The 12,856-nt window shown below is 49.9% G+C and carries 16 protein-coding genes; 14 read left to right on the forward strand and 2 right to left on the reverse strand.

The window, feature by feature from the left end; genetic code table 11:
* Positions 1-9 precede the first annotated feature (9 nt).
* The 14 genes from murA (at position 10) to tatC (ending at position 10,803) form a co-directional block, all read left to right on the forward strand.
* Positions 10-1,260, forward strand: coding sequence for a UDP-N-acetylglucosamine 1-carboxyvinyltransferase (murA, locus tag RGU75_RS10105; RefSeq protein ID WP_322235518.1), 1,251 nt, complete (start codon positions 10-12; stop codon positions 1,258-1,260).
* A 71-nt stretch (positions 1,261-1,331) separates the two neighbouring features.
* Positions 1,332-1,985 (forward strand): ATP phosphoribosyltransferase, encoded by a 654-nt coding sequence (hisG, locus tag RGU75_RS10110; RefSeq protein WP_322235521.1) that lies wholly within the window; start codon positions 1,332-1,334, stop codon positions 1,983-1,985.
* 21 nt (positions 1,986-2,006) lie between these two features.
* Positions 2,007-3,332 (forward strand): histidinol dehydrogenase, encoded by a 1,326-nt coding sequence (gene hisD / locus RGU75_RS10115; RefSeq protein ID WP_322235524.1) that lies wholly within the window; start codon positions 2,007-2,009, stop codon positions 3,330-3,332.
* A 28-nt stretch (positions 3,333-3,360) separates the two neighbouring features.
* Entirely contained in the window at positions 3,361-4,146 is a 786-nt protein-coding gene (locus RGU75_RS10120; protein WP_322235526.1) for a site-specific DNA-methyltransferase, read from the forward strand.
* A 293-nt stretch (positions 4,147-4,439) separates the two neighbouring features.
* Positions 4,440-5,036: an imidazoleglycerol-phosphate dehydratase HisB gene (gene hisB / locus RGU75_RS10125; RefSeq protein WP_322235528.1), complete on the forward strand. Its 597-nt coding sequence runs from the start codon at positions 4,440-4,442 to the stop codon at positions 5,034-5,036.
* Between the two features lie 247 nt (positions 5,037-5,283).
* Entirely contained in the window at positions 5,284-5,922 is a 639-nt protein-coding gene (hisH, locus tag RGU75_RS10130; RefSeq protein WP_322235530.1) for an imidazole glycerol phosphate synthase subunit HisH, read from the forward strand.
* Positions 5,923-6,080: 158 nt separating this feature from the next.
* Positions 6,081-6,896, forward strand: coding sequence for a 1-(5-phosphoribosyl)-5-[(5-phosphoribosylamino)methylideneamino]imidazole-4-carboxamide isomerase (gene hisA / locus RGU75_RS10135; protein ID WP_322235532.1), 816 nt, complete (start codon positions 6,081-6,083; stop codon positions 6,894-6,896).
* Positions 6,893-7,657: an imidazole glycerol phosphate synthase subunit HisF gene (hisF, locus tag RGU75_RS10140; RefSeq protein WP_322235534.1), complete on the forward strand. Its 765-nt coding sequence runs from the start codon at positions 6,893-6,895 to the stop codon at positions 7,655-7,657. The genes hisA and hisF overlap by 4 nt, the downstream gene beginning before the upstream one ends.
* Complete coding sequence (hisI, locus tag RGU75_RS10145) at positions 7,654-8,052, forward strand: phosphoribosyl-AMP cyclohydrolase (protein ID WP_322235536.1); 399 nt, start codon at positions 7,654-7,656, stop codon at positions 8,050-8,052. Before hisF ends, hisI begins: the two co-directional genes overlap by 4 nt.
* 16 nt (positions 8,053-8,068) lie before the next feature.
* Positions 8,069-8,470: a phosphoribosyl-ATP diphosphatase gene (locus RGU75_RS10150; RefSeq protein WP_322235539.1), complete on the forward strand. Its 402-nt coding sequence runs from the start codon at positions 8,069-8,071 to the stop codon at positions 8,468-8,470.
* 92 nt (positions 8,471-8,562) lie between these two features.
* Positions 8,563-8,934: a histidine triad nucleotide-binding protein gene (locus tag RGU75_RS10155; protein ID WP_322235542.1), complete on the forward strand. Its 372-nt coding sequence runs from the start codon at positions 8,563-8,565 to the stop codon at positions 8,932-8,934.
* Positions 8,935-9,142: 208 nt separating this feature from the next.
* Positions 9,143-9,361 (forward strand): Sec-independent protein translocase subunit TatA, encoded by a 219-nt coding sequence (gene tatA, locus RGU75_RS10160; RefSeq protein WP_322235545.1) that lies wholly within the window; start codon positions 9,143-9,145, stop codon positions 9,359-9,361.
* 68 nt (positions 9,362-9,429) lie between these two features.
* Entirely contained in the window at positions 9,430-9,927 is a 498-nt protein-coding gene (tatB, locus tag RGU75_RS10165; RefSeq protein ID WP_322235546.1) for a Sec-independent protein translocase protein TatB, read from the forward strand.
* A 108-nt stretch (positions 9,928-10,035) separates the two neighbouring features.
* Positions 10,036-10,803 (forward strand): twin-arginine translocase subunit TatC, encoded by a 768-nt coding sequence (gene tatC, locus RGU75_RS10170; protein WP_322235548.1) that lies wholly within the window; start codon positions 10,036-10,038, stop codon positions 10,801-10,803.
* Between the two features lie 184 nt (positions 10,804-10,987).
* Here the strand turns inward: tatC and RGU75_RS10175 are convergent, their stop codons facing one another.
* Complete coding sequence (locus RGU75_RS10175) at positions 10,988-11,668, reverse strand: DUF2461 domain-containing protein (protein ID WP_322235550.1); 681 nt, start codon at positions 11,666-11,668, stop codon at positions 10,988-10,990.
* Positions 11,669-11,678: 10 nt separating this feature from the next.
* Positions 11,679-12,848: a Do family serine endopeptidase gene (locus tag RGU75_RS10180; protein WP_322240409.1), complete on the reverse strand. Its 1,170-nt coding sequence runs from the start codon at positions 12,846-12,848 to the stop codon at positions 11,679-11,681.
* Positions 12,849-12,856: the final 8 nt, after the last annotated feature.

Below are 12,856 nucleotides of genomic sequence, written 5' to 3' on the forward strand. Positions count from 1 at the left end.
AGAGTAAATATGGATAAATTGTTGATTCAAGGCGGTAACCGTCTGTCTGGTGAAATCATTATTTCTGGTGCAAAAAATGCCGCGCTGCCGATTTTGTGCGCCGGCTTACTGACTTCGGATCAGCTGGAGTTGGCTAACGTGCCAAACCTGCATGATGTCTCGACCATGCTAAAGCTATTGAACCAGATCGGCTTAAAGACCAAGCAGGAAGGCCACTCAGTGATATTGCAGGGCGATGCCATCACCAATCTGGAAGCGCCTTATGAGTTGGTGAAAACCATGCGCGCATCGATTTTGGTATTAGGACCGATGCTGGCCCGCTTTGGTGAGGCGAAAGTCTCGCTGCCAGGCGGTTGCGCCATTGGTTCGCGTCCGGTTGATCAACATATCAAGGGCTTGCAAGCGATGGGTGCTGAGATCAACATCGAAGCGGGTTATATCCATGCAAGGGCCAAAAAGTTAAAAGGTGCGCATATTGTTACCGATATGATCACTGTTACCGGTACTGAAAATTTGCTCATGGCCGCAACGCTGGCTGACGGCGAAACCATACTCGACAATGCCGCGCGTGAGCCGGAGGTGACCGATCTCGCGCATTTGCTGGTCGCGATGGGTGCCAAAATCGAAGGTATTGGTACGGATCGTCTGGTGATTCAAGGCGTTGAACGATTGCACGGTGCGTCGCATGCGGTCATTCCTGATCGTATCGAAACCGGTACTTTCCTGTGCGCTGTGGCTGCGACTGGCGGTGATGTACTGTTGAAAAATACACGTAGTCATACCCTGGATGTGGCGCTCGACAAGTTGCGCGAAGCAGGTGTTATATTGACTTCGGGCGACGACTGGATTCGCGTTCAAATGGCAGCACGGCCTAAAGCCGTTAGCTTCCGCACTACTGAATATCCAGGATTTCCGACCGACATGCAGGCGCAATTCATGGCAATGAATCTGATTGCGGACGGGACTAGTCATGTGACTGAAACGATTTTTGAAAATCGCTTTATGCACGTCCAGGAAATGAGCCGACTCGGCGCTTCGATTGACGTTCAGGGTAATACTGCCATGGTCAAGGGTGTCGATAAACTGTTTGGTGCGCCGGTGATGGCAACTGATTTGCGCGCGTCGGCATCGTTGGTGATCGCTGGTTTAGTTGCGCAGGGCGAGACATTGATTGAACGGATTTACCATCTGGATCGTGGTTACGATCAAATGGAGCGGAAGTTGTCAGCAGTTGGCGCTAAGATTGAACGCATAAAGTAAATCGATTCATAAGCCGATACTCAAGCCGATTCTCAAGCCGAAATTCGGCTGAATGTGACTGAAAGAAACAAATGAGTCAAAAATTAACCCTGGCATTGTCCAAGGGGCGCATCTTCGAAGAAACCTTGCCATTGCTGGCGGCGGCTGGCATTGTCGTGACGGAGAACCCGGAAACGTCGCGCAAGCTCATTTTGCCAACCAACGATCCATTGGTGAACGTTATCATTGTTCGTGCATCTGATGTCCCGACCTACGTTCAATACGGTGCTGCCGATTTTGGCGTGGCCGGTAAAGATGTTTTGCTTGAGCACGGCGGTGAGGGTCTTTACCAGCCGATCGATCTGAATATTGCTAAATGCCGAATGTCGGTTGCTGTATTTGCGGGTTTTGATTATGAAAAAGCGGTGCGCCAAGGTGCACGTCTGCGGGTTGCTACAAAGTATTTATTGACGGCCCGCGACCATTTTGCGGCCAAAGGTGTGCACGTTGACTTAATTAAATTGTACGGCTCGATGGAGTTGGCGCCGTTGGTCGGTTTGGCGGATGCGATTGTCGATTTGGTTAGTACCGGCAGCACATTACGCGCTAATCATCTGGTTGAGGTCGAGCATATTATGGACATTTCTTCGCGCCTGGTTGTCAATCAGGCGGCGTTGAAATTGAAGCACAAGCAGCTTCAGCCAATTTTGGAAGCCATTGAGAAAGCATCAACCAGAGCACTTTAAGAAACTATCGCGAACACAATCATGACCCTAAAAATCAGAAAACTGAATGCTAACGATGTTGATTTTCAAGCCCAGCTTTCGGCTCTGCTGGCATTTGACGCGACTGAAGATGATGCCATTGACCAGTCGGCTGCGCAGATTCTGGCCGATGTAAAGGTACGTGGTGATGCGGCAGTTTTAGACTATACCAAGCGGTTTGATCGATTGGATGCGCAGACCGTCTCAGCGTTGGAAATTGGTCAGGATGAATTGCAGGCTGCGTTGATGCAATTGACACCGGAACGTCGTGTTGCATTGCAAACCGCTGCAGACCGCGTGCGCGCGTATCACGAACGTCAAAAGCAAGAATGCGGATCAGATGGCTTTAGCTACACCGAAGCAGACGGAACCGTTTTGGGTCAAAAAGTCACACCGCTGGATCGCGTCGGTATCTACGTGCCGGGCGGCAAGGCCGCCTATCCGTCGTCGGTCCTGATGAACGCGATTCCCGCCAAGGTCGCTGGCGTCCAGGAAATCATCATGGTCGTGCCAACGCCCGATGGTGTTAAAAATGAACTGGTGCTCGCCGCTGCTGCAATCGCAGGCGTTGATCGGGTTTTTACCATTGGTGGTGCGCAAGCTGTCGGTGCATTGGCCTACGGCACGGCAACTATCCCGCCGGTCGATAAGATCGTCGGACCGGGAAATGCCTATGTCGCGGCTGCCAAACGTCGCGTGTTTGGAACCGTCGGCATCGATATGATCGCCGGACCTTCAGAAATTTTAGTGATTTGCGATGGAACGACCGATCCGGACTGGATCGCGATGGACCTGTTTTCGCAAGCGGAACATGATGAGTTGGCACAGTCGATTTTGTTGTGTCCTGACCCAAATTACCTCGATAAGGTCGAAGCCAGCATAAATCGCCTGTTGGCGGATATGCCGAGACACGACATCATTCGCACGTCGCTGACCAATCGCGGCGCGCTGATTACTGTGCGTGACATGGAACACGCGTGTGAGATCGCCAATCTGATCGCAGCTGAGCATCTGGAGATTTCAGCCGCAGATCCGCAACAATGGGCCGATCAGATTCGTCACGCAGGTGCGATGTTTCTGGGGCGTTTCTCGTCCGAGGCTTTGGGCGATTATTGTGCGGGTCCAAATCACGTGTTGCCAACCTCGCGTACTGCCCGGTTTTCATCGCCGCTCGGTGTCTACGACTTTCAAAAGCGCTCAAGCATGATCCATATCAGCGAAGCCGGCGCACAAACGCTGGGCAAGATCGCAGCCGAACTCGCTTATGGCGAAGGTTTGCAAGCACATGCGCGCTCAGCCGAGTATCGCCTGAAAGACAGCGCTAAATGATCGTGCAGATGACTACGCCGCGGTTGAAATGCTGAGCTGGCAAAACAAAATTTATGGCGAGGATGCCTTACAAGGCATGGCCCGTATCCCGGATGGCTCGGTTGATTTGTTGCTCGCGGACCCGCCATACGGTCTGGGCAAGGATTATGGCAATGATTCCGACAAACTGGATACCGCTGCTTATTTGCGCTGGACTGAAGAATGGATCGATGCGGCGCTACCGAAGCTGAAGCCAAATGGCAGCCTTTATATTTTTCTTACGTGGCGATACTCGCCAGAAATATTCGTGATGCTGAAGCAGCGCATGACGATGCTCAATGAGATTATTTGGGACCGCCGCGTGCCTTCCATGGGCGGCGGCACTCGACGTTACTCTTCGGTACATGACACCATTGGTTTTTTTGTACGCGGCAAGGATCATTATTTCGATCTTGATGCGATCCGGATTCCTTACGATGTCGAAACCAAGAAAGCCCGTTCGCGATCCATATTCGTTGGGGCAAAATGGCTGGAATTGGGCTATAACCCGAAGGACGTATGGAGCGTATCGCGGTTGCATCGTGAACATCGTGAACGCGAAGATCACCCCACGCAAAAACCATTAGAAATCGTCGAACGTATGATCAAAGCATCCTGCCCGCCTGGAGGAGTCGTATTTGATCCGTTTATGGGGAGCGGCACGACAGCCGTTGCAGCCCGACGTTGCGGTCGAAACTTCGTGGGATTTGAATTAAATCCCGACTATTGTGCGTTGATCGAGCAGCGCTTAGCCCAGCTCGACGGTGAAAAATCATTTGACCCGGCGCCAGTCTGAGATTGCTCCGTTTCATTAAGGATGCGTTAACGAAGGCGGTGTTTCGGGATAATCAGTCGTCATTGAAAACTTGGGCTGAAATACCGGTAAAATGGGGCGCAACCTCCGAATCGGGAAATTGGCCTGGATGCACCTGTTCAAGGACCTAATTTAAGGGCTTGGCGCAAGGACCCAATTCAACGTATACGCTTGTAATGTATCTGTGAGATGTATTTGTAACATGTATCTTGTAACTCCCTATTCTTGATGCCCCGAACAGGGGTCTTTTATCGTCACTTTGGTCCAATCTGAACATGTCTACCGCCCGTACTGCAGCGATTACCCGCAACACCAATGAGACGCAAATTCGCGTCGCTATCAATCTTGATGGTACCGGTCAGCAAAAGCTGAATACCGGTGTACCTTTTCTCGACCATATGCTGGATCAAATTGTGCGTCATGGTCTGATTGATATTGAAGTCGAGGCGGTTGGCGACTTGCATATTGATAATCATCATACGGTAGAGGATGTCGGTATTACGTTAGGACAAGCGTTTGCCCAGGCGATAGGCGATAAGAAGGGTATCCGACGCTATGGTCACGCGTATGTGCCGCTGGACGAAGCGCTGTCGCGCGTAGTGATTGATTTCTCCGGTCGTCCGGGCTTGGAGTTTCACGTGCCGTTCAAACGTGCCATGATTGGATCGTTTGATGTTGATCTGACCCACGAATTTTTCCAAGGCTTCGTCAATCATGCGTTGGTTTCGTTGCATATTGATAATCTGCGTGGCGATAACGCACACCATCAATGCGAAACAGTGTTCAAGGCTTTCGGTCGTGCCTTACGCATGGCAACTGAACTTGATCCACGCTCGGCTGGCACTATTCCATCGACCAAGGGCAGTCTTTAAACTGAAGACCGTGAATAGGCGCGGCACCGGTGCAGGTTAATCTGCAATGTTGCCAAATGTCTCATAAGTGCAAGGCACGGTAGGTTGTCTTTGTGTCAAGTTATACTGCGTTTGAGATTGTTATTCGGCTGATTCTCTTGATTCCGTTATCGAAATCAAGATGCCTTAACAGATTACAATTGTCAGATATCGTGTGACGTCAAGCCTGACCGTGAATCGCATTTCCCGTCCGAATTTACTTTTTATTATGAAAAAAATTGTTATAGTTGATTATGGCGTCGGCAATTTGCGCTCGGTAGCGCAGGCCTTGCGTCAGGTAGCGCCAGAGGCTGACGTGCGTATTTCAGGTGATGTCGCCGAGATTCAGTCGGCTGACCGCATCGTATTACCGGGTCAGGGAGCAATGCCGGATTGCATGCGCAGCTTGCGTGATTCTGGTGTGCAAGAGGCAGTACTCGTAGCGGCACGCAATAAACCGTTGTTGGGCGTATGCATTGGCGAGCAGATGTTGTTTGACTGGAGCGACGAGGGCGATACGCCAGGTCTGGGTTTGTTGCCGGGCAAAGTGGTGCGTTTCCAACTCGACGAACAGTTGCAGGAAGATGGTTCGCGTTTTAAGGTCCCCCAAATGGGATGGAATCGGGTTCATCAGTCACGCTCTCATCCACTATGGCAGGACGTTGCTGACGACGCGTATTTCTATTTCGTTCATAGTTATTATGCGGTTCCGGCAGATCCTGCTCACACTGTCGGCGAGACCAATTATGGTGCGCCATTCAGTTGTGCGGTCGCACGTGATAATATTTTCGCGACGCAGTTCCACCCGGAGAAAAGTGCCTCTGCGGGTCTGCAGCTTTACAAGAACTTCGTCCACTGGAACCCCTGATTGCGTGATGGTAGCTGGCTAGCCGGTTCGGGTGTTTGGCTGATTTAGCGCCCTCTTGATTGGCTTGTTCAGTTTTTAGTGCGTAATATGCAGCGCTTATATCGGTTTCATATTTATTTTTACGTTTATTTTTTTAACCTACTTCTCAAATTGTAGCCATGCTGCTGATACCTGCAATCGACCTGAAAGACGGTCACTGTGTTCGCCTGAAACAAGGTGACATGAACCAAGCCACTGTATTTTCCGATGATCCGGGCAAAATGGCGCTGCATTGGCTAGAGCAAGGCGCACGTCGTCTGCATCTGGTTGATTTGAATGGCGCTTTTGCTGGCAAACCGAAAAATGAGTCAGCCGTTAAATCCATCATCAAATCAGTTCGCGAGTTTGCATTAGCGCACGGCATTGATGAAATTCCGGTGCAATTGGGCGGCGGTATTCGTGATCTCGACACAATTGAACGTTATCTGGACGATGGATTGAGCTACATCATCATTGGCACTGCTGCGGTGAAGAATCCTGGCTTTTTACACGATGCCTGTAGCGCTTTTCCAGGACAAATCATTGTCGGCCTTGATGCGCGGGATGGCAAAGTGGCGACCGATGGCTGGAGCAAACTGTCGGGCCATGAAGTCATCGATCTGGCGAAAAAATTCGAAGATTACGGTTGCAACTCGATCATCTATACCGATATTGGTCGCGATGGCATGATGGGCGGCGTAAATATTGAGGCAACAGTCAAACTGGCCCAAAGTATGTCGATTCCTGTTATTGCCTCGGGCGGCGTCCACAATATTGATGACGTTGAGGCTTTGTGTGCGGTGCAAGACGAAGGGATTGAAGGCGTTATCTGCGGTCGGTCAATTTATGAAGGCACACTCGATTTGCGCAGCGCGCAAGAGCGTGCTGACGAACTGACGGAGTCAGCTGACGCGGAAGATGATTTGTCGGAGCAGCCGGACGCTGATCAATCATGACACTCGCCAAGCGTATCATTCCTTGCCTGGATGTGACCAATGGTCGCGTTGTGAAGGGCGTTAATTTTACCGAGCTGCGCGATGCTGGGGACCCGGTCGAAATTGCGCGTCGTTATGATGAGCAGGGCGCGGACGAGCTCACTTTCCTTGATATTACGGCTTCTTCGGACAACCGCGATCTGATTCTTGACATCATCGAAGCGGTAGCCTCGCAGGTATTTATTCCATTAACAGTCGGCGGCGGTGTACGTGTTGTTTCCGATGTCCGCCGTTTGTTAAACGCGGGTGCTGACAAGGTCAGCATTAACACTTCTGCCGTCACTAATCCGCAATTAGTCGCAGACGCGGCCAGCAAATACGGTTCGCAATGTATTGTCGTCGCCATCGATGCCAAACAAACGGCACCCGGAAAATGGGAAGTCTTTACGCACGGCGGTCGCACCGCGACTGGGCTGGATGCGATTGAGTGGGCGCAAAAGATGGAGCTACTTGGTGCCGGTGAAATTTTGTTGACCAGCATGGATCGTGATGGCACCAAGGCTGGATTCGATCTGGCGCTGACGAGTAGCGTCTCTAACGCGGTGAGAATTCCGGTGATTGCTTCCGGTGGCGTCGGTGGTTTGCAGGATCTGGCTGATGGTATCAAAATTGGTCGTGCGGATGCAGTATTGGCGGCGAGTATCTTCCATTATGGGCAACATACGGTACAAGAAGCCAAACGTTTTATGGCTGCACAACAAATTCCGATGAGGCTGGCATGAGTGTGACCTGGTTAAATAAAGTGAGATGGGATGAGCACGGTTTAGTGCCGGTCATCGCGCAAGAAGTCGGATCTGGCGATGTGTTGATGTTTGCCTGGATGAATCGTGATGCACTCGCAAAAACGGTTGCTCTGGGTGAGGCGGTGTATTGGAGCCGTTCGCGCAAGAAGCTTTGGCATAAAGGTGAAGAATCTGGTCACGTGCAAAAAGTGCATGAAATCCGCCTGGATTGTGATGAAGATGTCGTGCTGTTAAGAGTTGAGCAAGCCGGTGACATCGCATGTCATACGGGGCGCCACTCTTGTTTCTTCCAAAAGTTTGAAGGTTCGGAAAAATCAGGTCTCTGGAATGCCGTAGAGCCAGTCCTGAAAGATCCGAAGATAATGTATAAATGAATAATGAGTCTGCATCATGAGTGAAACGTTACGGCGGTTGTCCGAAATTATCGAGTCGCGCAAGTTAATCAATGGCGGAGACCCGGAAAAATCGTATGTTGCCCGTTTGTTTTCGAAGGGCGACGATGCGATTTTGAAAAAAATCGGTGAAGAAGCGACCGAAACCGTGATGGCGGCCAAGGATGCGCGGGTCGATGGCGATAAATCACATGTGCTATATGAATGTGCCGACCTTTGGTTTCATTCGATGATCATGTTGGCGCAATTCGATTTAACGCCGCAGGATGTATTGGACGAGCTGGCGCGCCGCGAGGGTTTGTCCGGTATTGAAGAAAAAGCGAATCGCAAGCTGATTGCACGCGAAAAAGAAGAATTACAAGAAATTCCGGTTGTACAAGCAGTGCAAAACAAACAATAACGCGTGACAAAAAATTGCATCGTTAAAATCTGAGTTTTTGCGCCGTAGCAAAACTAATACCACTATGGCGCTATCAATCCGTGGAGATGAATTTGGACAACTGTATTTTTTGCAAGATCGCTTCTAAACAGATATCATCCAATCTCATTTACGAAGATGACGATGTAGTGGCTTTTCATGATCACAACCCGGCCGCACCGGTTCATTTTTTGATTATTCCAAAGCAACACATTTCTACTCTTGCAGATTGTAGCGAGCAACATGCAGCGTTGCTAGGTAAAATGATGTTATTAGTTCCGCGTCTGGCCGAAGAGCAGGGTTGCGGCTACAAAATCGATGCGGAAGGCCAGTCAAGCGGCGGCTTCAAGACTTTATTCAATACCGGTCCAGATGGCGGTCAAGAGGTATACCATTTGCATGTGCACGTTATCGGTGGGCCACGTCCCTGGAAGGGGCAACATTGAGGTGTAGCTGAACTGAAAGCTGAGCCTTTAGGCAAGTTCTAAAGGCGTCATCAACTGTCTTATGATGGCGGCGCAAGATTGCAGGACCGAATTTAGTAATTAAAATTTGTATGTGTACAAGTAAATAAGCACACAGTCCTGCCAGACTATTACTGTCTGGCACTGTGGTCATAGCGTTCCGGACATCATCGTTCGGCAAGGAGATAGTATGGGTTCGTTCAGTATTTGGCACTGGTTAATAGTGCTGGTTATCGTGATGTTGGTATTCGGTACCAAAAAAATTGGCAATATGGGCGCTGATCTTGGAAAAGCCGTTAAAGGCTTTAAAGACGGTGTTAAAGGCGAAGAAGAGAAAGAAGCCGAAGCGCAAGCAGTCAAACCGACCATTGACGTTGCAGCCAAAGAACAGGATAAAACCGGCCGTTGATTGAATGACTCCGGCATAGTGTTGTTTTGCCGGAGTTATGCACATTCAGCGTTTGCCGCAATCACCTCATGATTGATATTGGCCTCACGAAACTAGCAGTAATTGGCGTCGTTGCACTGGTTGTGATTGGACCGGAAAAATTGCCGACCGTAGCACGCATGGCGGGCTCGCTGTTTGGTCGCGCCCAGCGCTATATCAATGAGGTCAAATCCGAGGTCAGTCGTGAGATTGAGCTTGAAGGTTTGCGCAAGATGCAAAAAGACGTGCAGGACGCGGCCAGTGGATTTGAGGACAGTGTTTCACGGACAATCTCGGATACCAAAGATTCGTTGCACGCGGCATGGGATGACAATCTCACAGACACGCCGTTAGTGACAGGCAACGTCGAACAGCTTGCGCGTAAAGCCAAAAATTTTCGCAAGAAAAAACTCGCTAAAAATAGCGCTATTCCGGGCTGGTATAAAAGCCAGAATGGCCGGAAAGCGCGTGTTATCTCAGGCGCTGCGCGTGTTGCAAAATACCGTCCTGCCGGCCGGACCAAAAATAACTCTTCTTTTTACGCATGAGTTTGATCGTCGGTCACAATCTCGTTAATAATTCTGATGGTATGTGTCCATCGGGTTTTCCCTATTTACGCCAGCAGGCTAGTCTGCACAATAACGTTGGTGTGAACCATGACTGAAGAATCAAAAACCAGCGCCGTCGAGGAAACATTTATCTCGCATTTGGTGGAGTTGCGCAATCGCATCATGAAGGCGTCAATCGCGGTTATCGTGGTCTTTCTGTGCCTGATGCCTTGGGCGGCAAATATTTACGATCTGTTGGCCGCACCAATGATCGCAGCACTTCCGACCGGTAGCAAAATGATTGCTACCGGCGTGATAACGCCTTTTCTTATCCCGGTCAAGGTAACGTTGCTGGTGGCGTTCGTTATTGCCCTGCCGTGGGTTCTGTATCAATTGTGGGCATTCATTGCTCCAGGTTTGTACGCGCACGAAAAAAAGCTCATCGCACCGCTGGTGATTTCATCATCTGCCCTATTTATCACCGGGGTCGCTTTCTGTTACTTCCTGGTGTTTAAGGTCATTTTTCACTTCATTAACAACTTTGCACCCAAATCCATTTCGGTCGCGCCGGATATCGATAGTTATTTTGATTTTGTGATGACGATGTTCATCGCTTTCGGCTTGACGTTCGAGGTTCCAATCGTTGTGATCGTGTTGGTGCGTATGGGTCTGGTTTCGCTTGAAAAGCTGAAAGCAATTCGACCTTATGTCGTGGTCGGGGCGTTCGTCGTCGCGGCGGTGGTCACGCCGCCCGACATTATGAGCCAGTTATTATTGGCGGTGCCGCTGTGTCTGCTATATGAAGTCGGCCTTCTTGTTGCCCCTTTGTTCGTCAAGGCAACCCAAGCGCCGAAGGATGCTGAAGAAACTATCTGACGTTTTGTAGCGCGGCGCGATGGCTCGTCCGCGCTTCAACTTGATAACTGAGTTATAGCGCTGCACGAAATTAGGCTGACCACTGACGTCATCCCCATCATGCGCCCATCATCGTTGGTCTATCGTTACCCTAATTTTATCTCTTTCTTTATCTCTTTCTTTATCTCTTTCTTTATCGCTCTTATCATTCGAATGTGTTGATTTGACGCAGCCAACTGACCAGCGGATAGGCATCCTTAAAGCTGGCGATAAGTTCTTTTTCCATTGCCTCGCCGAGCATTTTATTGATTGGCTGCTCTCGACGCACCAAGAAACTTTTCAGTCGAATATAGTCAATGTGAGGCGATGCAGCGTCAAAACCTTTGGGCGGCCGCACTAATTGTTCGCCAATTTGAAGGCCGTTGTAACTTCCAATTAATTTTTTATTTTTTATTAGCTTACTAAAGCCAATGTTATCGCTCACGATTTGTTGGCGGATAGCCCGTAAACGATCAATCGGCGGTATATATTCTCCTGCCGCGATGCGCAACATGCCATCGGCATTGACGTGAAAATAGTACATTGGCCCGCCGCCCTGGCTTGGTCGCTTTAGGCCGCTAGCTGTTATCGCGGCAGAAAACGTTGTTTTATACGGATTTTTATCGTGCGAAAAGCGCATGTCCCGGTTAATTCTAAACAGCGCTTTTTTAGGATTACAGGCCGCCACTGCAGGATCGAAACGTGTAATTTCCCCGATAAGGCGAATGACTAACTCGAGAAACTCCGCCCGCAAGATGTCGTAACGTGGTTTGTTCATCACAAACCACGCACGATTATTATTTTCCGATAATTCGGCCAAAAATTGCGTCAGGTCGCGCACGTGCATCAAGTGCTCTCTATTCTTGTTCTTGTTGTTTGAGGAGCGGACGCTTGCCAATTAACAGATCAATCGCCATTTTTTTCGTTTTACGGATCACTTCCATTTTGACCTTGGTACCGGGCGCAAATTTTGCGACCACATTAAGTAGGTCCGTCGTGTCTGCAATCGGCGTCTCATTAATTGCCACCAGAATATCGCCGGGTTTTATGCCGGCCTTATCTGCTGGACCATTTTTCAGAACGCCCGCAATAATTGCGCCCTTTTTCTGCGCCAGGCCAAAGCTTTCCGCCAGTTCAGGGGTAATATCTTGTGGCTCAACACCAATATAGCCGCGCACCACGCTACCGGTATTGATGATTGATTCCATGACCGTTTTAGCGGTTGATACCGGAATGGCGAAACCGATCCCCAACGAACCACCGGTACGAGAGTAAATTGCTGTATTGATACCGAGCAGATTGCCATTGGTATCAACCAGTGCGCCGCCTGAATTGCCGGGATTGATCGCGGCGTCGGTTTGAATAAAATTTTCGAATGCGTTGATACCGAGATGACTGCGACCAAGTGCGGAAATGATTCCCATGGTGACAGTCTGACCGACCCCGAACGGATTGCCGATTGCCAATACGACGTCACCTACGCTGGCCTCATCGATATGGCCGAGCGTAATCGCTGGCAAGTTTGGCAAGTCAATCTTAATCACCGCCAGATCGGTGTCAGGGTCACTACCGACGACTTTCGCGGTGGCGGTACGCCCATCTGCCAGTCCCACTTCAATTTCGTCAGCGGCTTCGACCACATGGTTATTGGTCAAAATATAACCTTGAGAACTGACGATGACGCCCGAGCCGAGGCTAGACTGCTTTTCTTCTGGCTCTGATCGGTCGCCAAAGTATTTTTTGAATAATGGATCCTGCAAAAGCGGATTCGGCGAGGCCTTGGCTTCTTTTGTAGTGAAAATATTCACGACCGAAGGCATGGCGAGCTTTGAGGCATCGCGGTATGAATTCTGGGCCTTTGTGCCGGGAACTGCTTCTTGAATTGGCACCTTGGAGGTGGCAATATGTAATCGCGTGTTGGCGCTCAATCCGCCGTTAACCCATTCGGGTTTGAGGGTGGTTAAAATGAACCAGATCGCTAAACCGATGGTGACGGTTTGCGCAAACAATAGCCAGAAACGTCGCATATAAGAGG

Source organism: Glaciimonas sp. CA11.2 (assembly GCF_034314045.1).
Classification (GTDB): Bacteria; Pseudomonadota; Gammaproteobacteria; order Burkholderiales; family Burkholderiaceae_D; genus Glaciimonas.

What these genes read in the sequence shown, in the direction of transcription:
- hisD (WP_322235524.1), top strand. Translation starts at nt 2,007, where the DNA reads ATGACCCTAAAAATCAGAAAACTGAATGCTAACGATGTTGATTTTCAA.
- hisB (WP_322235528.1), top strand. Translation starts at nt 4,440, where the DNA reads ATGTCTACCGCCCGTACTGCAGCGATTACCCGCAACACCAATGAGACG.
- RGU75_RS10180 (WP_322240409.1), bottom strand. Translation starts at nt 12,848, where the DNA reads ATGCGACGTTTCTGGCTATTGTTTGCGCAAACCGTCACCATCGGTTTA.
- tatB (WP_322235546.1), top strand. Translation starts at nt 9,430, where the DNA reads ATGATTGATATTGGCCTCACGAAACTAGCAGTAATTGGCGTCGTTGCA.
- hisG (WP_322235521.1), top strand. Translation starts at nt 1,332, where the DNA reads ATGAGTCAAAAATTAACCCTGGCATTGTCCAAGGGGCGCATCTTCGAA.
- RGU75_RS10175 (WP_322235550.1), bottom strand. Translation starts at nt 11,668, where the DNA reads ATGCACGTGCGCGACCTGACGCAATTTTTGGCCGAATTATCGGAAAAT.
- tatC (WP_322235548.1), top strand. Translation starts at nt 10,036, where the DNA reads ATGACTGAAGAATCAAAAACCAGCGCCGTCGAGGAAACATTTATCTCG.
- hisH (WP_322235530.1), top strand. Translation starts at nt 5,284, where the DNA reads ATGAAAAAAATTGTTATAGTTGATTATGGCGTCGGCAATTTGCGCTCG.
- tatA (WP_322235545.1), top strand. Translation starts at nt 9,143, where the DNA reads ATGGGTTCGTTCAGTATTTGGCACTGGTTAATAGTGCTGGTTATCGTG.
- RGU75_RS10150 (WP_322235539.1), top strand. Translation starts at nt 8,069, where the DNA reads ATGAGTGAAACGTTACGGCGGTTGTCCGAAATTATCGAGTCGCGCAAG.
- RGU75_RS10120 (WP_322235526.1), top strand. Translation starts at nt 3,361, where the DNA reads ATGCTGAGCTGGCAAAACAAAATTTATGGCGAGGATGCCTTACAAGGC.
- hisI (WP_322235536.1), top strand. Translation starts at nt 7,654, where the DNA reads ATGAGTGTGACCTGGTTAAATAAAGTGAGATGGGATGAGCACGGTTTA.
- murA (WP_322235518.1), top strand. Translation starts at nt 10, where the DNA reads ATGGATAAATTGTTGATTCAAGGCGGTAACCGTCTGTCTGGTGAAATC.
- hisF (WP_322235534.1), top strand. Translation starts at nt 6,893, where the DNA reads ATGACACTCGCCAAGCGTATCATTCCTTGCCTGGATGTGACCAATGGT.
- hisA (WP_322235532.1), top strand. Translation starts at nt 6,081, where the DNA reads ATGCTGCTGATACCTGCAATCGACCTGAAAGACGGTCACTGTGTTCGC.